Below are 19452 nucleotides of genomic sequence, written 5' to 3' on the forward strand. Positions count from 1 at the left end.
CCAATGTCCAGTTTTTTCCAGGTGTTACCGGATAGTCCTAGTTCAGTTTTATCAGCCGAGATGGTGAATTCATCTGTGACATCTTGGGAGGCGGCGGAAAGAGCGTATTCGTTGCTACTACCGTTGATATTGAGGCTGAGGTTGTTATTCTGATTCTCGTAGAGTTGGATATTGCGGAACTGACCATTACTATCAGGTGAGGCTACATCATGGTCATTGGCAAAGGTGAGGTAGTTGAAATCTCCGGTGAAGTAATCTCCTACGGTAATACTGTAAGATTGCCAACCAGAACCAGTGCTATAGTTTTTAAAGTTATTCAGTCCCCAATTTTGAGTTCCACTAAGTTGGAATAAGTTTTGGGGGTTATTGATGACATCATTGTCAGTATCAAAACCAATTCCGTGAATTTCTCCTCGTTTGCTGCTTTGGAATTCAAATTCCAGGATGGTGTTGTTGGTAATATTGTAGCCACCAATGTCCAGTTTTTTCCAGGTGTTACCGGATAGTCCTAGTTGAGTTTTATCAGCAGAGATAACGTATTCATCTGTGACATTTTGAGAGGCTGCGGAAAGAGCGTATTCGTTGCTACTACCGTTGATGTTTAAAATGACTTTATTTACATCATCATTTTCAATGGTTCCTGTGGCGGTAGCAGTGGTGATAGTTGCTGCATTACTAGGGTTGGATAGGGTGACAGTGAAGGTTTCATCTGCTTCAATACTGGTATCACCACTGACGTTAACTGTGATGATCTTGGAGGTTTCGTTAGCTGCAAAGGTGACAGTACCTGTTGGTAATGTTCCTCCAAAGTCGGCGGCGTTGGCGGGATTGGCTCCTGTGCCTGTAACTGCCCACTTGACAGTATTTATACCCGTGGTGTTACCAGAACGGGTGACGCTGAAGGTGAAGGCTTTGCTTCCAGAGTTACCTTCTGTTTGCACCGCGTTGCTGGGGGCGATCGCTAGAGTTGAAGGTACACTCTTGTAGTCGAAGTAGCTGGCTGTTAGACTTAAGTCTGTGCGATTTCTAATAATGGCGATGATTTCATCGATTTCGGTTCCGGGTTTGTCGATTAAAATTTGAGTATCTGTACCGGAAACACTAAGAAGATAATCTACACCTGCTTTGAGTTGAATAATATCGCCTTCAGCCTCATTAAAGTCGGCGATTTCGGCATAGTCGTTATTACCGTTTGTGGCAGCGTTGCCGTCATCATAACCTATCCAAGTGGCATCACCAATGATGAAGCGATCGCTCCCACTGCCTCCTGATAGCCTGTCTCTTTCTCCACTATTACCCGAACCACCAATTAGGGTGTCGTTACCACTCCCACCAACGAGGTAATCACCTCCAGCATCGCCATTGAGGATGTCATTTCCACTCCCACCATAGAGGCGATCATATCCTGCATCGCCATTGAGCATGTCATTTCCAGCATCACCATAAAGGTAATCATCTCCATCACCACCATTGATGGTGTCGTTACCATCACCACCAAAGAAGTAATCACTTCCATCACCACCATTGATGGTGTCATCACCACTCCCACCATAGAGGATGTCGTTATCACCCCCACCATTGATGGTGTCGTTACCATCTTCACCATAGAGGCGATCATTTCCTGCATTACCTGAGATGGTGTCATTTCCCGCACCACCATATATAGAATAATCTCCGGTGGAACCTCCGACGATGATGTCATCAAAGTTAGTACCTCTAAAGGAGTCAAAGTTTTCAATGGAGGTGAATGTATCGGTTTCTGTTCCCACAACAATACTGCCATTACCTGTGGCACTGTCATAGGTCATGGTTAATCCCACTAAGCGGTCACTATAGTTTGCAGCATACGTGTCAGTACCACTCCCGCCATTGATGGTGTCATTTCCCGCATCACCATAAAGGAAATCAATTCCATCAATGATGTCATTTCCAGCATCACCATAGAGGCGATCATTTCCATCACCACCATTGAGGATGTCATCACCACTCCCACCATGAAGGGAATCGTCATCACCCCCACCATTGAGGATGTCGTTACCATCTTGACCAAAGAGGTAATCATTTCCATCACCACCATTGATGGTGTCATCACCACTCCCACCATAAAGGTAATCAGTACCACTACCACCATCTAGGGTGTCGTTACCACTACCACCATCTATGGTGTCATCTTGATCTGTGCCGGTAATATAATCATTCCCCTGGGTTCCCTGGAAATTCTGCTGCTCGACCTCGATCATCTGCCCATCTAACACCCTGTAACGCAAGGCGTTCGTCAAAAGTCAAAAGTCAAAATTTAAGGTGGTTGCGTCAATTTAGTTAAAGTTGTTAGCCATGATAGATTTTATCCTGATTTTGAGATGTTGTTTGGCAATGGGCTTTTCATGACTTATTAGGATGCAGAAAGACAAATTTCGCAATTTTAATGATTTTAAAAAAAATAATTTACCCAAGATTAGATAAGATACTCTTATTTGAATTACTCTAGCAGAATAGGGGTGTACCCATTACGGTTCGGTTAACCAAAAATCCCAATTTTTAGAATGCCAAAAGGTTGATTATTACATTCCACTCTTGAAAATAATGTCAATTATTAACCTTATCCGAACCGTATTGGGGGTGTACCCATTACAAACAGTCGCACAGATGATATCAGCCGCATCTTAGAAATGAGTCTGAATTTGGTGGGTTTTGATTACGAATTATGAATTATGAATTATGCGTCCAATTTTATACGTAGCAATCACCAACCACGGATTTGGTCATGCGACTCGCACAGCATCAGTGGCTTCAACCATTCAAAAATTATGTCCAAAAATTTTGCTGATTATGGTGACAACTGCCCCCCGGTGGTTGCTAGAGTGCTATATAGAAGGCGATTTTATTCACCGTCCCCGTGCTTTTGATTTGGGTGTGGTGCAAGCAGATAGCTTGACAATGGATAAAGGGGCGACTTTAGCCAAGTTGCGGGATATTCAAAAAAAACAAAATTCTCTAATTGCCTCCGAAGTCAACTTTATCCGCCAAAATCGGGTAAATTTAATCTTGGCAGATATTCCATTTTTAGCGCCTTTGTTTGGCAAAGCGGCAAATATCCCCTGTTGGATGATGAGTAATTTTGGTTGGGATTTGATCTACCGAGATTGGGGAGGCGAATTTATGACCATTGCAGATTGGATTAGTGAATGTTATGCCAAATGCGATCGCTTGTTTCGTTTGCCTTTTCACGAACCTATGTCAGCCTTCAGTAATATCACAGATGTCGGCTTAACTGGTGGTTATCCGCGTTACTCTGCTGACCAACTCCGCGCTACTTGGGGGATAACTGCGCCTAGAGAAAAAACGATTTTGCTCACCTTTGGGGGTTTGGGTGTACAACAAATTCCCTACGAAAATTTACAGTATTTTCCCGATTGGCAATTTATTATCTTTGATAAATCTGCCCCTGATTTACCGAATGTTTGGAAAATTAGTGATAAAAAATACCGCCCTGTGGATTTTATGCCGATTTGTGGGCGTGTGGTTTCTAAACCTGGTTACGGTACTTTTTCGGAAACAGCCAAACTGGATATACCTCTGGTGACAATTCCGAGAGATGACTTTGCTGAAGCTAAATTTCTGTTAGAAGGTATGATTAATCACAATCAACATCAAATTCTCACCCCAAGGGAATTTTTTGCAGGTAATTGGGATTTTCTGCATGAAACACCCCAAGCAGCAAAGCAATCTCAACCTTTGGCTAAAGATGGAAATGAAGCGATCGCTCAGGCGGTGATTGACTATTTACACAGTTTGTGATATGCGCTGACTAAGCACAAATTTGAGTCAATGTTTCCACCAAAACTTGATTTTGTGCATCTGTGCCAACAGTGATGCGTAATTTATTATCCAATCCTGGCTGTGGGAAATACCGGACTAAAATGTGTCGTTCTTTGAGCTGTTGATAGAGATATTCGGCATTTTCTTGGGGAGGCTGTACCAACAAAAAGTTAGTCTGGGAATCCCAAACCTGGAAATTTAATTTTTTTAAATCCTTAGCCAGTTGAGTCCGTGATGCTTTCACCTTGGCTGCACAAGCATTTTTATAATCTTGGTCAATAATTGCAGCTGTTGCTAAAGCACAGGCGATCGCATCAATGTTATAACTATCCTTAACCTTAAACAACCCATGCAGCAACTGAGGATTAGCCACACCAAAACCCAAGCGTAATCCAGCCAAAGAGTAACCCTTAGAAAGTGTCCGAATCACAATGACATTCTCGTATTCCTTCACCAAAGCCAGGGCGTTATCCTCGGCAAAATCTACATAAGCTTCATCAATCACTAAAACCCCAGATAAACGCCTTGCTAACTGTCGTAAATCGTTAATTGGTACTATATGCCCTGACGGACTATTAGGCGACGCGATGAATGTGACAGCGCCATTAGCGGCAATTAGTTCTTCCAGAGGTAACTTATGATCTTCTCCATAAGGAATTTCCTCAATTTTCGCCCCCTGCATTTGAGTCAAAGTCACATATAATACATAAGTTGGTATTGGGTAAACCACCTTTCTCCCAGGTTCAGTGCAAGCTCGAATCACTAAATTCAAAACTTCATCACTACCATTACCGACAATAATCCAATCACTAGGAACGCCTAAGACTTTACTTGCAGCACGCCGGAATTCTCCCCCTAACGGTTCTGGATATCGTCTTAACCACTCCCCTTCAATATTTTGCAGCACAGCTAGCACCGCAGGCGACGGAGGATAGGGATTTTCATTACTATTGAGTTTAATGACCTGTATCCCCCGTTGAGGCTGTTCACCGGGGACATAGCTAGCCATTGCATCGATATTAGAGCGAAAGTAGTTTTTCATGGTGCATACTAAATAATTCGTAATTCGGAACAAGAGGCTTTAAAATAATTGACTGAGTAAGTTACCTAGCTATAAACCTGACAGCGAGAGAGCGTTAGCGTAAAGGTAGTTGGTTGGTGTTAGCATAAGCTAGCTTTTGCCTTGGCAGAATTGCTCCCATCGCTCACTACTTCCCTACCAAGGGTAGTTTAGCAACTTGTATGTAAGATTGTTTCGTATGTACTTATGGGATGCTTTCAGCCTGTCAAATGCCGCCCGTATCTCAAAAAATTATTGCTCGAACAAAAAAACTAACAACTATGTCATCTACTGAACCTACCCCCAATGAGCCAAATCAGGCTGAAACTCAACTTCAAAACCCCCCTGAACCTGAAGAAGTAATTATTGATGCTGATACTCAGGAAGAGATTGAAGATTCGGGAGCAATATTTCAAGCTATTGGGGTAATTGTTGGGGATGTAAACTTAAATCCAGATGGTAAAAATACAGTTACCATTAGTAATTTTGAATACCCACTTTTCTATATTCCCCAAAAACGCAAAGTATTTGACGCTCTGACCAAAGAAATAGAGACTACTGGAAACCGGACTTTTAGGTTAGTTGTTTATCCTAAAGCCATTCATTTTCCCCGCAAAGATCAACCGCATAGTATGACTTTTCAGCTAGTTGGCTTTGACAGGGGGCGAGAACAACAGACAGTTTCAGCAGAGTTACAAGATAACGAGTTTAAATTCTCAGGACTATGGCAATTTATCCCCGTCTGTCAAACTCCGTGTATTTCTGTTTTCCGCAATTTTACTCGTGAAAGACTCGAATATATTAAGCAGGCCGAGCCAACCAGAAAGGTGAAATTTATGAAGGCTAGTCATCTGCCTTTATTCTGGAAGGATTCGCCAGTTAGACCCTTCAGGTTTAATCCGAAGGCGGAAAAAGAAGACCAAGGACATCCGGTATTTGTCTCCCTGAAAGCCAAATTTTTACCGGGGCGTAATGTATTTGGTTTTGTGGCACTATTAGCTCCACCCCAAGAAACTGCACCGAGATTTCTCAAAGCGTCCAAAAAAGATAAAGCTACGGCGCTACAAGAGTCTAAAAAGAATAAAGCCACAGTCCCGCAACCATCTAAAAAGGATAATCCTAAGCCTATTAATAATCTGCCCAAGCCAGTTCTTAAAAAGCAATCTCCGGAGCCTGAGAAGCCCAAGGAGCAAGAGACACAGACAGAGACAGAGAAATAACATCAGCCCACAGGCTTTAGCCTGGGGCTGGGAATTTTTAACATACAGCAGTTTGCACGTGAGTTTAATATATTAAGGAATAATCAACCACAGATAAACACAGATAAACACAGATTAATCTCAGTACAATTATGCGCGATCGCAACATATGTCTTCGCCTCGCTGAGGAAACTGATGCTTGGGTAATGAGTGCTATTCATATTGCTGCTATCAAAGCTCTTCCCACAACTTTCTATACCCGAAAACAGCTGTTAGCTTGGCGTAATTATCTCGACAAGCCTGATGGTAAATATATTTTGCAGAATATGCCAGCCGAAATTTTTTGGGTTGCTGTTGAGAATAATATGCTCACAGGTTTTGCTAGTTTTATGGTTGATGAATTGATTGCACTATATGTGCATCCTTATTATCAAGGTAAAGGTATCGGGCGAGCTTTAGTTACACATTTTTGCCACGAAGCAGCTAATCAAGGTATCGATAAAGTCATAACAACGGCTAGTCTTTATGCTGAAGGATTTTATTTGCGGCAGGGATTTACTGCTATTAAAAGAGCGCCACATCAGTTAAGAACTGGCATAGTTGTTCCCGTGACGAAAATGAGTAAGAATTTAACCACTGCTTGATCAAGATATGCTTGAAGTTTAGTAAAATTGTGTAAAGTTGTTTTACCCATTTTGCAACATTTTTTACAAAATGTAATAACATTTAAGCAAGTACTTGCAAGCAAAATGACTAGAACTATCCGCTCATCTGCTCTTACCCGTACACGTTTAATAGAGGCTGCCTCACAGGTATTTGCTACTTTAGGTGTTCAAGGAGCAACTACTCGTGAAATAGCTCGTGTTGCTGGAGTAAATGAGGTGACTTTATTTCGCCACTTTGCTAGCAAAGAACAACTTCTCAGGGCAGTCATTGAAAATGCCTCAGCCCTCCAGACAGAAGCCCTCGCTCACCCGGAAGCTTGGACACAAAATCTGGGCGTGGATTTAAAAAAGTATGCCCAGCTTTACAACGCGATGCTCGAAGCACACGAAGATTTGATCCGGACTTTCATTGGGGAAGCTAAACGTCATCCAGAAGCAGCTAGACAAGTAATTCAAGAAGCTGCCCAGCCTTTAGGCGAAAAATTGGTTGCTTACCTAAAATCTAGTCAAAAACTAGGGACTGTCAGAGTTGACCTTGATCCTTTGCCGGCAGTTGATATGTTTACAGGTATGCTATTAGCTGGAATGCTCTGCCGCACTGTCAAATATCATAAAAATAGCTACAGTTGTGAAGATTATATTGATACTTGTGTAGATATTTTTGTGCGTGGTATTGCGGTTCCTGTTTAACAGTTATCAGTTATCAGTTATCAGTTTCATCACTAGAAACACTGCACTAATTCCTGGAGGCTGGTTTTAATCATCCTATTTATGCCTGTTTACTGTGGGATGATAAACTAAATCGCATAAATGCCGCACCCATCAATAATCCCAGAAGTTGCCCCCAGTAGGCTAGACTGGCTGAATTTACACCAGAGGGAGGAATGTTCAAGCTGCCAATTCCGTAAAATAGCTGTTGTATAAACCACCAAAATAGATAAAAATACGCCGGCATCTCAACAGGGATGTATACAATTAACAGTGGAACAATTGTGTCTATTTTGACTTTGGGGAACTTGAATAGGTATGCTCCTAAAATTGCGGCGATCGCTCCATTGGCTCCAATCAATGGTATTCTCAAACTCGGTTCTAAGATAATTTGTGCGATCGCTGTCAGAATCCCCGCACCCAAATATAATGCCAGAAAACGTCCATGTCCAATCAAGTTTTCGACAGTTTTCCCAAAAACCCATAAAAAGAGCAGATTTCCTAAAATATGACTAAAACTACCGTGGAGAAACATTGCCAAAAATAGGGATGCTGAACGCCAAAAAACCACTACCCAAGCGGCTGGATTAACCTGAATGGCGGTTGTAACTGCACTACTAATCTGGGCGGGAATCAAACCCCAACTATTGATGAAAGCTCCTAATTCTCCACTAACTTCTAGTTTAAATTGCCATAAGAAAATAGCAATGTTAATCCCAATCAGCCAATAAATAATAATTGGTTTACGACGCAGGCGAATATTATCACTAATAGGAATCATATAAATTTTTGATTTTCAAATTTAAATTTTAAATAAATTTTCTCCCTGATATAGCAACCGCCAAGGTGCTGATACCATTTCTGTGTAAAGCTGCGCTGAATTTCTTTCTTTCTTTCTTTCTTTCTTTCTTTCTTTCTTTGTGTACTTCGTGTACTTCTCCCAAGGGGAGACGCTTCGCGAACGTGGTTCGTTCCTCCTATAATTCAGCGCATCCTCATAAAGAATTGGTATGAGGACATGGAAGAAGTTTAAAACTCAGTCACAGCAAGTATTTCAATTTTGACTTTTGACTTTTGACTTTTGACTTTTGCTATACCACCCCATCCCCCTGTTTCAATTAATTTGTGGCAAGATTAGAATCAGGTCACAATGGACTCAACTAGGCAAACGAGATGCTGGGAAACACACTTGTTGGAAGATACCAAATTATTAGCCACTTGGGAGGTGGGGGATTTGGTGAAACTTTTGTGGCTTGTGATACTCACTTACCTGGATTACCTCAGTGTGTGGTCAAGAAACTCAAACCCCAAGCCACTGATCCAGTAAACTTGGATACGGCTAGGCGTTTATTTGATACGGAAGCACAAGTTCTGTATAAGTTAGGTATCCATGATCGCATTCCCCAACTTTTGGCGTACTTTGAAGAAAATACCGAATTTTATTTAGTACAGGAATTTATCCCAGGTCATAACCTGAGTCAAGAGTTAGCACCAGGTAAAATCTTCAGTCAAGAAGAGGTGATTTCTCTCATCCAGGAAATTTTGTCAATTTTAGAATTTGTTCACCAAGAGAAGGTGATTCACCGCGATGTTAATCCCCACAATTTACTCAGACGCGAAGAAGATGGTAAGTTAGTTTTAATTGATTTTGGGGCAGTTAAGCAAATCGCTACCCAAATAATTAACCCTAAAGGTGAAACTAAATCCACTGTTGCTATCGGTACTCCCGGATATTTACCCGGAGAACAAGCCCAAGGGACACCAAAGTTTAGCAGTGATATCTATGCGGTGGGGATAATTGCTATTCAAGCCCTTACAGGATTATCAGCAACCCAGCTAGAAGTCGATATTGATACCAATGAAATTATCTGGCAAAATCAGGCCAGTGTGTCGCCAGAATTTGCCCAATTTATTGATAAAATGGTTTGTTATGATTTCCGACAGCGCTATGCTTCGGCAACTGTGGCATTGCAAGCGCTGCAAGATTTAATGCAACTGTCATCTGGGACTATAGTTGTGAGTCCCCCCTTGGGATTAAATTCTGGTTTGTCACTCAAACCCGACCCGCCACTGAAAAATTTTAAATTAAATAAGTACAAAAAAGCTATATTTATTAAGCTATCATTAGCAATATTTGTGATTGGCGCTAGTGGAATAGCATCTGTATTTATTGTTAATAGTATTAATGCTCATAATGCGATCGCACTATCGGAACAAGGAAGCACACTGTTTGAATTACAGCGCTATCAAGATGCCCTTGCAGCTTATCAAGAGGCTGTGAGTATTAGTCCCGATTATGTCCCCGGATGGAATGGTCAAGGTAAAACACTGTCGCAATTAAAAAAGTATGAGGAAGCTCTAGCAGCATACGACCAAGCCATTCAAATTCAGCCAGATTATGTAGAAGCATGGAGTGGTCGCGGTTTTGTGTTGCGAGATTTACAACGCTATCCTGAAGCGATCGCATCTTTTGACAAAGCCTTACAATTAGATAATACTGCGCCAGAAATATGGAATGCCAAAGGCGAAATTTTTAGGAATTTACAGCAATATAATAACGCCATTCAATCTTATAACCAAGCTATAGAACTGCAACCGAATTATTATCAAGCTTGGTATAGTAAGGGGTTAGCATTTCATAACTTAAAGCAATACAATGATGCCATTAACGCCTATGAAACAGCTATTGAATTCAAGCCAGATTATGGTCAAGCTTGGTATAGTTTAGGCAATGCTTTATTTAATTTAAATCGCTTTGACAACGCTTTAAAAGCTTATGATAAAGCAGTACAATACAGACCAAAATTTTATCCAGCTTGGTTTTCTAGAAGTAATATTTTAATTATTTTAAGACGCTATCCACAAGCAATTGAATCATTTGATCAAGCAATTAAACATAATCCCAATGACTACCAAGCATGGTATAGTCGGGGTTGGGCATTGCATCAAAGCCAACGTTATGAAGAAGCCATAGCATCTTATAATAAAGCCGCAGCGATTAAAAGAAATGATTATCAAATTTGGTATAATTTGGGAAATTCTCAATATATTTTACAGAAATATCAACAAGCGATCGCATCCTACGATAAAGCCGTTCGTTATCAAACCAATCATGCTGAAAGTTGGTATAGCAGAGGCAATGCTTTATTGAATTTGCAACGATATAAAGAAGCAATAGACTCCTATGATCAAGCTATAAAATATAAGCCGAATTATCGACAAGCAATTAACGCCCGTAACGAAGCCCAAAAAGAATTATCAGTTGATAAACCACAGCCGATAATCGTACCAACTATTCCCAATTCTGAAGACTAAGACTATAGCTAGAGACTGGGTGATACAAGCAGTTTTAGTAATATTGTGGGGTGGGCATCCTGCCCGCCTTCATCTTAAATAATACAGCTATTTTCCAGAAAATCAAACACACAAAGGCAATTAAAAGCCTGTAGAGACATTGTATGCAAAGTCTCTACAAATAAGCAATTCATCTAACGAATATTCACCTCTTGCAGTTGATTTCCTGGGTGAAAACTTTCATTTTTAGCAGGTGATAAATTCAACGCCACATTTTTAGTTTGAGTTTTTAATTGCGATTGTTGAGTATATTCATTGAGTTTAGCCTGAGCTTGAGCATAAACCGGAGTATTTCTATGAATTCTGCGGAGAAATTTTACAGCCCCATTAAAGTCCCCCCTAGATGCTTTCATCTGAGCATTATGTAAAAAATAAGCCGCTCGAATCTGCTGCTTTTGATTGTACTCAGCTAATTTTTTTTGAACTAAAGCACCAGCAGCACTTTCTTGAGGAATTTGACGCAGATATTCTATAGCGGTAGAAAAATCTCTAGCCAAGGCTTTTTCGTAAGCTTTTGCTAACAAATTTTCTGTTTGTGTTTCGATGTTAACTTGTGATTGCTGTACCAGTTTATCTACTTTAGATTGCCAATATAAAATATCTGGTACTTTCGGAGAAATACCCAACACATCCGACCATCTACCCTCATCAAAAGCTTGTGCAGCTAGTTGGTATTGTTCCGCAGCCAAGTGCCATTGGTGCTGCCATTCTTCAATTGTAGCTTGAGCCTCTGGATAAATATTGCTGTGAGTAGGAATTGATTTCGCTAAAGCCAGGGCTTTTTGTAAATCCCCCGCTTGATATTCTTCTGTGGCTTGATATAAAGTTTCTGTTTCGGAATATGCGGGATAATTATTAACTACAGAATATACTCCCAATCCCATCAATAAAGAATTAGCCGCCAAACCTACCCTCATTCCTGTAAGTAAAGAAGGTAATTGCCCAAAAGTCAATTCCTGCTGTGTATCATCACCTTGAGGGGTGTTATTTTCATCTACCTCATGGGGTGTTTCAGTCATGGGCTGAATTTTACTTTCCCTGATCATTTGGTTGAGTATATACAGTACCTCACCCGCAGACTGAAAGCGTTCTTGGTAATCATAGCGAATCATTTGGCTGAGAACAGCAGCTAGATAATCATCAACTGATATATCTTGAGTACGCCAGATAATCTCATTAGTCTTAGTATCGACTTTTAATTCCAGTGGTTTTAGCCCTGTTAAAGCCTGAATAGCAATCATACCCAAAGCATAAATATCACTGCTGGGCTGTATTTGTCCAATAAATTGCTCTGGTGCTATGTACCCCATTGAGGTGACAGGAGTCTGATAAATAGGGAATTCCGCATATTCGCCCACATCAACTGACTGGATAAAGCTGAAGTCACTTAAAACTAACTTGGCATCAAAAGTACGTCTGATCAAGTTTTCTGGTTTAATATTGCAATGAATAACACCTTGAGAGTGAACAAATTCTAAAATTTCTAAGACATTTACTAATAATTCCACAACTTCATTTTCAGTCCAAATACATCCCCAATATTGGTTGATGGGTAATTCTGCACTCAATGAATGTCCGTCTACAAACTCTTGTACTAGATAGAACTGCTCATGTTCTTCAAAGCAAGAAATTAATTGGGGAATTTGGGGATGGCTTCCCAAAAAGTCGAGGGTGACTGTTTCTTTGAGAAAGCATAATCGTAAAGCGTTTAAGTCGCTGGGGGAACAACTGCTAGTTTGAAGGTGTTTAATCACACATTTAACTTTATCTGGGTGTTCCCCATCTATGGCGATATATTTTTGTCCAAAAACCCCAGCACCCAGGCTTTGAAAGATTTGGTAACGTCCTTGTAATACTTTACCGATCATGTGGTGGTTCATGAGCTGGTTACTTAATAAATTCTTATGATAGGTTTCTTGATTTCACCAGTCTGTTCCGGAAGCCTTGAAAATAAATTACGTCAACATAGCAACGCTCCCTGATCCTTCCCTACAGAAAAGAAACAGCGTTAAGTATGGTGAAACCCCCTCCGAGGGAATGGAGACTTGGGGAGTATATCAAAATCCTTTTCCAACAACCTCTAACTCTCGGTTTCTTGATCTTGTTCAATCACTTCCGAGTTATTTGTTAAAGGTTTTACCACGCGGGCGATCGCTTCTTGGATAAAAGTCTTAATAAATTCATCCCGGCGATTCAGCTTAAATTGTTCTTTTACCACCTCAGTCATTCCACCATCACCCCAATCTTGATCATGGCGAAAATATTCAATAAAACTTTTACCAGCAATTCGCGTTAAATAAGCTACTGTCACCCCTTGAATTGCTCTACCAATGACAAAGGTAGCGACATGAAATTGCAAAGCAGTAGATATTAATTGAATTGCGCCTTTAACTATACCTAAGCTAGCAATGGTTTTGCCTAAAGAAAGAGCTAATTCTTTCCCTCTTTCCATGTTCAATTCACAACCGTATATTCTCCCAATTTCTACTACCATTTGAGCATTAACGGCGGCTGTTGCTAATAAATCGACAACTGGGAGAGGTGTAACTGATACTACACCAGCCCCAATCCACTGAAAGCGATCAACTATTTTGTCCGCTTGACGACGACGCTGAACATCAATTAGATTTCGTGCTTCTTCTCCTAACCGTAGCGATTGCAGGAGAATGTTATCTGCGACCAAATCTTCACCTTCAGCCCGTAAAATGGCAGCCATGCGCCGCAAAAGGGGAATTATATCTGGTTCTGGATGGAAAATTTCGCCAGTTTCTAGCTGTGCAGGTTGGGGATTTCCGGCGATCGCCACCACATCATTCGGCGCAATAAATCCCCGCACTCGTTGGCGTAACCGGGCGAGAATCGATTCTTTATCCTCATCTGTATATAAATCAGTTTTATTGAGAACGAGGAGCGATCGCTTACCAATTTCAGCTAAACTGCGTAGTGGTTCATATTCCGAACGGCGCAAATCATTATCCACCACAAACAGCAGTAAATCGGCCGAAGTTGCCAACTCTCGCGCTAACTGTTCCCGTTCCGTTCCTTCTACCCCAGCTTCTAAAATCCCCGGCGTATCAGTAATTAAAATCTTCCGTTCTAAACCCTTCAACCGCAAACAATAGGTTTCCCCCACCTGAGTAGTTCCCATTGGGGCATTTACCTGACCCACCATCCGCCCCATAATCGCATTCACCAGAGAAGTTTTACCAGCGCTTCCTGTGCCAAATACAACGACTTGAATTTCACCCCGTGCCAGATTTACTTCAATTTCCCGTGATTTACTTAATAAAGCTTGTCGGGCGACTTCATCTTGAATTTGGGCTACCTGTTGCTTCACAGCTTGGAGAGTTGTAGAAGCTGCATCAGATTTAGCGGCGGGAATTTCGGCGGCTGTAACTCTGCGGCGTTGACGGTGCGATTTTTTTTCCCCAGTTTGCAGAATTAATACATAATAAACAAAAGCTGCAACCAAGCCCCCAATTAATAAAACCAGCAATAGCAACAGCAAATTGCCCAGCAGTGGAGAATAAGACAACTGCCAGTAAAGCCGAGAGAGAGAGTCAATCAGCCAGAGGCTTAATGCCAAAATGACAATTAAACCAACAATTAGCGTCACTATGCGCGACAGAGGCATGGATGGCACGGTTAGTTAGTGGGTTTGAATGGGCTGATGTTTTTCATATTAATGCTTTGGGTGTTGTTTTCTGGAGTATTGGGGATTTTTTAGGAATTAAGATTAAACGAACCACAAAGGACACAAAGGACACAAAGTCAAGAGGGTTTCAGAGAGTTCTTGCGTAAGTCCTAATTAAATGAACTACAGAGGCGCAGAAATTAGCGCTCTTTTATTACTCTGAAAAAATAACATATTCGTAGGTTGGGTTGAGGCTTTGGGAAACCCAACAAAACTAAGGATTGTTTTAAGATGAAACGTTCCGTAGCTTGCGCGCAGCGCATACCACAGAGGCGCAGAGGACACAGAGAAATCAAGAAATCAGAGGTTTATTTTGTTAGGTTATTGGATGTTTTTTTGATTGGGAAGTCTCTAGGGAGGGAGAAGAAGCAAGAAATAGGGGTGAATTGGAAATTACTCTTCTCCCCTGCACCCTGCCCCCTGCCCCCCTGCCTCTTCTCCCCTGCCCCCTGCCCCCTGGCCCCCCTGCCTCTTATCTGTCTACAGATCCCATGATCACGTCAACACTGCCGAGAATCACGACAATATCTGCAACCTTCATCCCTTTTAGTAATTCGGGGACAATTTGCAGATTGTTGAAATCAGCTGGGCGAATTTTCCAACGCCAAGGGAAACCATTATCATCGCCTACTAGATAAATACCTAGTTCACCTTTACCGCTTTCCACACGGGAATAGATTTCACCTTTGGGCATTTTAAACGTAGGTGAAACTTTTTTAGCGATGTATTGGTAATCGAAGGCATCCCATTCTGATTTTTTCCCCGCAGCCATGCGCTTGGCTTCGAGGTTTTCGTAGGGGCCTCCTGGTAGTCCTTTAATTGCTTGGCGAATAATCTTCACAGATTCGCGCATTTCTCGCATCCGCACCACGTAACGGGCGAAGCAATCACCAGCAGTTTCCCACTGTACATCCCAATCAAAATCGTCGTAAGATTCGTAGTGGTCAACTTTCCGCAAATCCCACTTCACACCAGAGGCGCGTAACATGGGGCCGGATAGTCCCCAGTTAATTGCTTGTTCACGGGAAATCGTCCCAATCCCTTCCACCCGACGGCGGAAGATGGGGTTATCTGTTACCAGACGTTCGTACTCGTCAACTTTGGGTAACAAGTAGTCACAGAAATCTAAACATTTATCTACCCACCCATAGGGTAAATCAACTGCTACGCCACCCACGCGGAAATAGTTGTGGTTTACCATCCGGTAGCCTGTGGCAGCTTCCCATAAATCATAAATCATTTCCCGTTCTCTAAATTGATAGAAAAAGGGAGTTTGTGCGCCTACGTCAGCGAGAAAAGGGCCAAACCAGAGTAAATGGTTAGCAATTCTGTTTAGTTCCAGCATAATCACGCGAATATAGCTGGCGCGTTTGGGAACAGTTATACCTGCTAATTGTTCCGGAGCGTTAACGGTGACTGCTTCGTTAAACATCCCGGCGGCGTAGTCCCACCGACTCACATAGGGGACGTACATGACAGTAGTCCGGTTTTCGGCAATTTTTTCCATTCCCCGGTGCAAATAGCCAATTACCGGTTCACAATCAACGACATCCTCGCCATCCAATGTGACAATTAACCGCAAAACCCCGTGCATGGAGGGGTGGTGCGGCCCCATATTCAGCACCATTGGTTCGGTGCGGGTTTCTAGTCTTGCCATAAGTTCCTTGTTCTCCAGTTATGAAAATTTCAACTTGAACTGCGTGATGCCAACCAGACTCGATTAATCTTGTCTGCCAAAATCAGGTAAGGGAAATATTTTTGAGCAGTCGCCTGATCAGCGTCTACATCTATCGCCCATACAGGAGTATGTTGGAGAGGAGTGGCAGCAGAGGGATTTTACTTGCTGTTTCATTTTGTTTCACTTCTTCAACTATTATATGGAGCTTGAGATCCAAGGAATTGTAGGCGCTGAATTTCTTCATGTGCCAGTTTTAAGCCAGGAGGTCGTTGAGGGGTTGGCTGTACGTCCTGGCGGACATTATCTTGATGCAACGGTGGGCGGTGGTGGTCACAGTCGCCTGATTTTAGAGGCTGCAACCGATGTGCGGCTAACGGCTATTGACCAAGATGAGGATGCTTTAGGGGCGGCGCAAAAGCATTTAGCTGAGTTTGGTGACAGGGTAGAGTTTATTCACAGCAATTTTTCGGCTTATAAATATAGTCCTAACACTTTCGATGGTATCCTGGCTGATTTGGGTGTAAGCTCTTACCATTTAGACCAACCAGAACGGGGTTTTAGCTTTCGCCATGCGGCAAATCTGGATATGCGAATGAATCAGCAACAGTCTTTAACGGCGGCTGATGTAATTAATGAGTGGGATGAGGCGGAATTAGCAGATATTTTCTTTAAATACGGTGAGGAACGACTATCGCGGCGGATTGCCAGACGGATTGTCGAAAAACGACCATTTGAAACTACTACAGAATTGGCTGAGGCGATCGCCTATTCTGTCCCCCGTCAATATCGTTATGGTCGCATTCACCCAGCTACACGGGTTTTTCAAGCTTTGCGAATTGTGGTCAATGATGAGTTAAAGGCTTTAGAAACTTTTTTGGATCAAGCCCCTAACGCCTTGGTTCCTGGTGGACGCATTGCCATTATCAGTTTTCACAGTTTGGAAGACCGCCCGGTGAAACATGGTTTACGTAATTCTTCTTTGTTAAAAGTCTTGACTAAAAAACCAATCACTGCTAAAGAGGAAGAATTGGCGAATAATCCGCGATCGCGTTCTGCAAAGTTGAGGATAGCCCAGAGAGTGGACAGCGAGGGAGAGGCAAGGCATTAAGCTCTAGTAATCCTCAATAAGTTACAAACCCAAATATCCCCGAATACTCGCAGTATTCCGGGATCTGAGCCTATCGGTGGAAAGCAAATCAGAGAAAATTGTTATAGATACTATTTAAAATTTTTTTGCAATTGTTTGTTACATTTTTTAAAATATCTGTTACATTGCTGAATAAGGGAAACAAAACCCTCTACTAATTCCTACCGAGAGTATTAACCATGAAAAGCACAACCGCAACACCAGCTACAGAGAGCCGCAACGCTTGGAAGTGGGGATTCACCACTCAAACAGAACATTGGAACGGTCGTTTGGCAATGATCGGTTTTGTAGCCGCAGCTTTAATTGAAGTGTTCTCTGGTCAAGGTTTCCTTCACTTCTGGGGTATCCTCTAAGATTTAACTTTTGTCCAAAAAAGACATTGTTCTTAATTGGACAATAGTTGATTTAACACTCACCAAAGATTTTGGGTAAAACTATGAACGTGACAACAGAATCAAACCAATTTACTAACATTTTTGATTCCAACACACATTTAGAAAATGGTGTTACAACTACTACTGATTTATTTAAATCTCTCAGTGTAGATGACCAACTAGCACTGCTGTGGTATGTATACACCGAAATGGGTCGTTCTATTACCCCAGCCGCTCCAGGCGCTGCACGGATGCAGTTTGCTGAAGGTGTTCTGAATCAAATCAAGCAGATGTCTCATGCTCAACAGTTAGATGTGATGAGAGACTTAGCTGCTAAAAGAAATACACAAATCAGCCGTTCCTACGGAATTTGGAGCGTTAACACTAAATTAGCTTTTTGGTTTGAATTATCAGAGTTGATGGTTCAAGGCTTAGTCGCTCCAATGCCTTTAAATTACCAACCTTCTCGTGATGTAGTCAAAGTATTAGAAGCTATTAAGCAACTTGATTTTGGTCAACAAATTACAGTCTTGCGGAATACAGTTGTCAACATGGGTGTTGATCCATTTGCTGATTAAGACATTAAATATTTACTAACCACATCTCAATTTTCCCGTCCCGATCCTAAAAATATAGAAATATAGCTGTTGAAACCTCACCCCAACCCTCTCCTTAGTAAGGAGAGGGAGCAGGAGTGGGAGTTTTGTTTTTTGCTTTAGGAGACAATAATTGCCCACATACTCAGCCCCAAACCAATAACGGCGAGATGTTGCCAAAAGAGCGATAGCGAAGCGCTGCTGCAAGCAGATCGCATGGGTTGACGAGCGATTTTTTGGGTTAAAATAATCGTCAATAACACTGATAAAATCAGAGTAGCACCTTGCAAAAAGTCAATCACAGCCGGATGTGCTACCAAAATTGGTAATTGTTCGCCATTTAAACCGAAAGTAGCCAAAGTCACAGGCAAAATTCGCCCAGCCTCACCCAAACCCAAACGCAGATAATGAGCTAAGTTACCCCCCAGCACCAATGGTAAATAACCATAGGTAAGTTGTAAAAATGGTCGAGGTTTCCGCCCAAATTGAGTTAACTGCATTAAGCCGTAAGCCCCAAACACAATAGCCGTGGGGATGAGCAAAATTAGCAGCGAAAATCCTAAATGCTGCCAAAACGAAGTTAAATCGATTTCTAAACCTAACCAAGACTGTAACTCTGGTAAACGATGCAGATACACTCCACCCAACAGCAAAAACAATAACGCCACTTCATAGCTGTGGGGTGTATGAGTCGTCCATAGTTCAATCGCCGGGGGACGCAAATTGAACTCAGTACCTTCACTCACTAAAGTACTTTCGGCGGGGAAAAATGTGGACTCCATGACTTGAGCGATCGCATCTAATACCGCAGATGAGAGAATCCCTAAAGGTGTGCGTTCTTGCAACCATATAACCCTTTCTGGAGGAAATGACATCATGTATAAGTTATTTTAGATTAAGTGTATCTTCATGGGGGAATAGCACGAAGTTAAGCGCAAAGCCATGATATAACTGGCTTTTGGGTGGGGGGAGTGTGGGAGGTGTGGGGAGAACGTTCTCCCCACACCTCCCACACCTCCCACACCCTGCCCTGACGAGGTTTTAGCTTATCTTAGTGCCATTCCTTCATGGAGATTTTATATTACCTCCTCATACAGAGCTTTTCTTTGAAAACAGAGCCGGAAAAATTAGGTGAGTTTACCAGTGTTTTTCCCGCCA

14 protein-coding genes and 1 pseudogene are annotated in these 19452 nt (G+C 42.0%); 8 read left to right on the forward strand and 7 right to left on the reverse strand.

Annotated features, from left to right (window positions below):
* Window positions 1–2279, reverse strand: a 2279-nt coding sequence (locus NSP_RS20195) for a Calx-beta domain-containing protein (RefSeq protein WP_144360579.1), incomplete at its 3' end; no start/stop codon positions are given.
* Between the two features lie 436 nt (window positions 2280–2715).
* Here NSP_RS20195 and NSP_RS20200 point away from each other — a divergent pair.
* Window positions 2716–3798, forward strand: coding sequence for a glycosyl transferase (locus tag NSP_RS20200; RefSeq protein ID WP_173403357.1), 1083 nt, complete (start codon window positions 2716–2718; stop codon window positions 3796–3798).
* A 10-nt stretch (window positions 3799–3808) separates the two neighbouring features.
* Here the strand turns inward: NSP_RS20200 and hisC are convergent, their stop codons facing one another.
* Window positions 3809–4861, reverse strand: coding sequence for a histidinol-phosphate transaminase (gene hisC, locus NSP_RS20205; RefSeq protein ID WP_006198486.1), 1053 nt, complete (start codon window positions 4859–4861; stop codon window positions 3809–3811).
* Between the two features lie 299 nt (window positions 4862–5160).
* On the opposite strand from hisC, the gene NSP_RS20210 reads away from it, so the two are divergent.
* From NSP_RS20210 to NSP_RS20220, 3 genes are all read left to right on the forward strand, one after another.
* On the forward strand, window positions 5161–6099 hold the full coding sequence (locus tag NSP_RS20210) for a hypothetical protein (protein ID WP_042202898.1): 939 nt from the start codon (window positions 5161–5163) through the stop codon (window positions 6097–6099).
* Window positions 6100–6230: 131 nt separating this feature from the next.
* Complete coding sequence (locus tag NSP_RS20215; RefSeq protein ID WP_006198483.1) at window positions 6231–6722, forward strand: GNAT family N-acetyltransferase; 492 nt, start codon at window positions 6231–6233, stop codon at window positions 6720–6722.
* Between the two features lie 105 nt (window positions 6723–6827).
* A complete protein-coding gene (locus NSP_RS20220) occupies window positions 6828–7433 on the forward strand; it encodes a TetR/AcrR family transcriptional regulator (RefSeq protein ID WP_173403311.1) in 606 nt (201 codons plus the stop codon).
* A gap of 79 nt (window positions 7434–7512) precedes the next feature.
* Here NSP_RS20220 and NSP_RS20225 read toward each other — a convergent pair whose 3' ends face one another.
* A complete protein-coding gene (locus tag NSP_RS20225) occupies window positions 7513–8232 on the reverse strand; it encodes a rhomboid family intramembrane serine protease (protein WP_006198481.1) in 720 nt (239 codons plus the stop codon).
* A 392-nt stretch (window positions 8233–8624) separates the two neighbouring features.
* On the opposite strand from NSP_RS20225, the gene NSP_RS20230 reads away from it, so the two are divergent.
* Window positions 8625–10766: a serine/threonine-protein kinase gene (locus tag NSP_RS20230; protein ID WP_006198480.1), complete on the forward strand. Its 2142-nt coding sequence runs from the start codon at window positions 8625–8627 to the stop codon at window positions 10764–10766.
* Between the two features lie 173 nt (window positions 10767–10939).
* On the opposite strand, the gene NSP_RS20235 is transcribed toward NSP_RS20230, so the two are convergent.
* The 3 genes from NSP_RS20235 to NSP_RS20245 all read right to left on the reverse strand — a co-directional run bounded on the left by NSP_RS20235 (window position 10940) and on the right by NSP_RS20245 (window position 16156).
* A complete protein-coding gene (locus NSP_RS20235) occupies window positions 10940–12685 on the reverse strand; it encodes a serine/threonine-protein kinase (RefSeq protein WP_006198479.1) in 1746 nt (581 codons plus the stop codon).
* A gap of 200 nt (window positions 12686–12885) precedes the next feature.
* A complete protein-coding gene (locus tag NSP_RS20240) occupies window positions 12886–14439 on the reverse strand; it encodes a YcjF family protein (protein ID WP_006198478.1) in 1554 nt (517 codons plus the stop codon).
* A gap of 532 nt (window positions 14440–14971) precedes the next feature.
* Complete coding sequence (locus NSP_RS20245) at window positions 14972–16156, reverse strand: NAD(P)H-quinone oxidoreductase subunit H (RefSeq protein WP_006198476.1); 1185 nt, start codon at window positions 16154–16156, stop codon at window positions 14972–14974.
* A 220-nt stretch (window positions 16157–16376) separates the two neighbouring features.
* Here NSP_RS20245 and rsmH point away from each other — a divergent pair, with 220 nt between their 5' ends.
* From rsmH to NSP_RS20260, 3 genes are all read left to right on the forward strand, one after another.
* Window positions 16377–17285 (forward strand): 16S rRNA (cytosine(1402)-N(4))-methyltransferase RsmH, encoded by a 909-nt coding sequence (gene rsmH, locus NSP_RS20250; protein ID WP_006198475.1) that lies wholly within the window; start codon window positions 16377–16379, stop codon window positions 17283–17285.
* 218 nt (window positions 17286–17503) lie between these two features.
* Window positions 17504–17677 carry a hypothetical protein gene (locus NSP_RS20255; RefSeq protein ID WP_006198473.1) on the forward strand — a complete coding sequence of 58 codons (174 nt, stop codon included), beginning with the start codon at window positions 17504–17506 and terminating at the stop codon, window positions 17675–17677.
* Between the two features lie 83 nt (window positions 17678–17760).
* Window positions 17761–18276 carry an orange carotenoid protein N-terminal domain-containing protein gene (locus NSP_RS20260; protein ID WP_006198472.1) on the forward strand — a complete coding sequence of 172 codons (516 nt, stop codon included), beginning with the start codon at window positions 17761–17763 and terminating at the stop codon, window positions 18274–18276.
* Window positions 18277–18413: 137 nt separating this feature from the next.
* Here the strand turns inward: NSP_RS20260 and NSP_RS20265 are convergent.
* Window positions 18414–19025, reverse strand: a pseudogene (locus tag NSP_RS20265) (cyclic nucleotide-binding protein); the annotation flags it as partial.
* Window positions 19026–19452 lie beyond the last annotated feature (427 nt).

It is taken from the genome of Nodularia spumigena CCY9414, assembly GCF_000340565.2.
GTDB classification, from domain to species: domain Bacteria; phylum Cyanobacteriota; class Cyanobacteriia; order Cyanobacteriales; family Nostocaceae; genus Nodularia; species Nodularia spumigena.

Excerpts from the sequence above, each read along its gene's own strand:
- hisC (WP_006198486.1), bottom strand. The coding sequence starts at position 4,861 with ATGAAAAACTACTTTCGCTCTAATATCGATGCAATGGCTAGCTATGTC.
- NSP_RS20210 (WP_042202898.1), top strand. The coding sequence starts at position 5,161 with ATGTCATCTACTGAACCTACCCCCAATGAGCCAAATCAGGCTGAAACT.
- NSP_RS20215 (WP_006198483.1), top strand. The coding sequence starts at position 6,231 with ATGCGCGATCGCAACATATGTCTTCGCCTCGCTGAGGAAACTGATGCT.
- NSP_RS20220 (WP_173403311.1), top strand. The coding sequence starts at position 6,828 with ATGACTAGAACTATCCGCTCATCTGCTCTTACCCGTACACGTTTAATA.
- NSP_RS20225 (WP_006198481.1), bottom strand. The coding sequence starts at position 8,232 with ATGATTCCTATTAGTGATAATATTCGCCTGCGTCGTAAACCAATTATT.
- NSP_RS20230 (WP_006198480.1), top strand. The coding sequence starts at position 8,625 with ATGCTGGGAAACACACTTGTTGGAAGATACCAAATTATTAGCCACTTG.
- NSP_RS20235 (WP_006198479.1), bottom strand. The coding sequence starts at position 12,685 with ATGAACCACCACATGATCGGTAAAGTATTACAAGGACGTTACCAAATC.
- NSP_RS20240 (WP_006198478.1), bottom strand. The coding sequence starts at position 14,439 with ATGCCTCTGTCGCGCATAGTGACGCTAATTGTTGGTTTAATTGTCATT.
- NSP_RS20245 (WP_006198476.1), bottom strand. The coding sequence starts at position 16,156 with ATGGCAAGACTAGAAACCCGCACCGAACCAATGGTGCTGAATATGGGG.
- rsmH (WP_006198475.1), top strand. The coding sequence starts at position 16,377 with ATGGAGCTTGAGATCCAAGGAATTGTAGGCGCTGAATTTCTTCATGTG.
- NSP_RS20255 (WP_006198473.1), top strand. The coding sequence starts at position 17,504 with ATGAAAAGCACAACCGCAACACCAGCTACAGAGAGCCGCAACGCTTGG.
- NSP_RS20260 (WP_006198472.1), top strand. The coding sequence starts at position 17,761 with ATGAACGTGACAACAGAATCAAACCAATTTACTAACATTTTTGATTCC.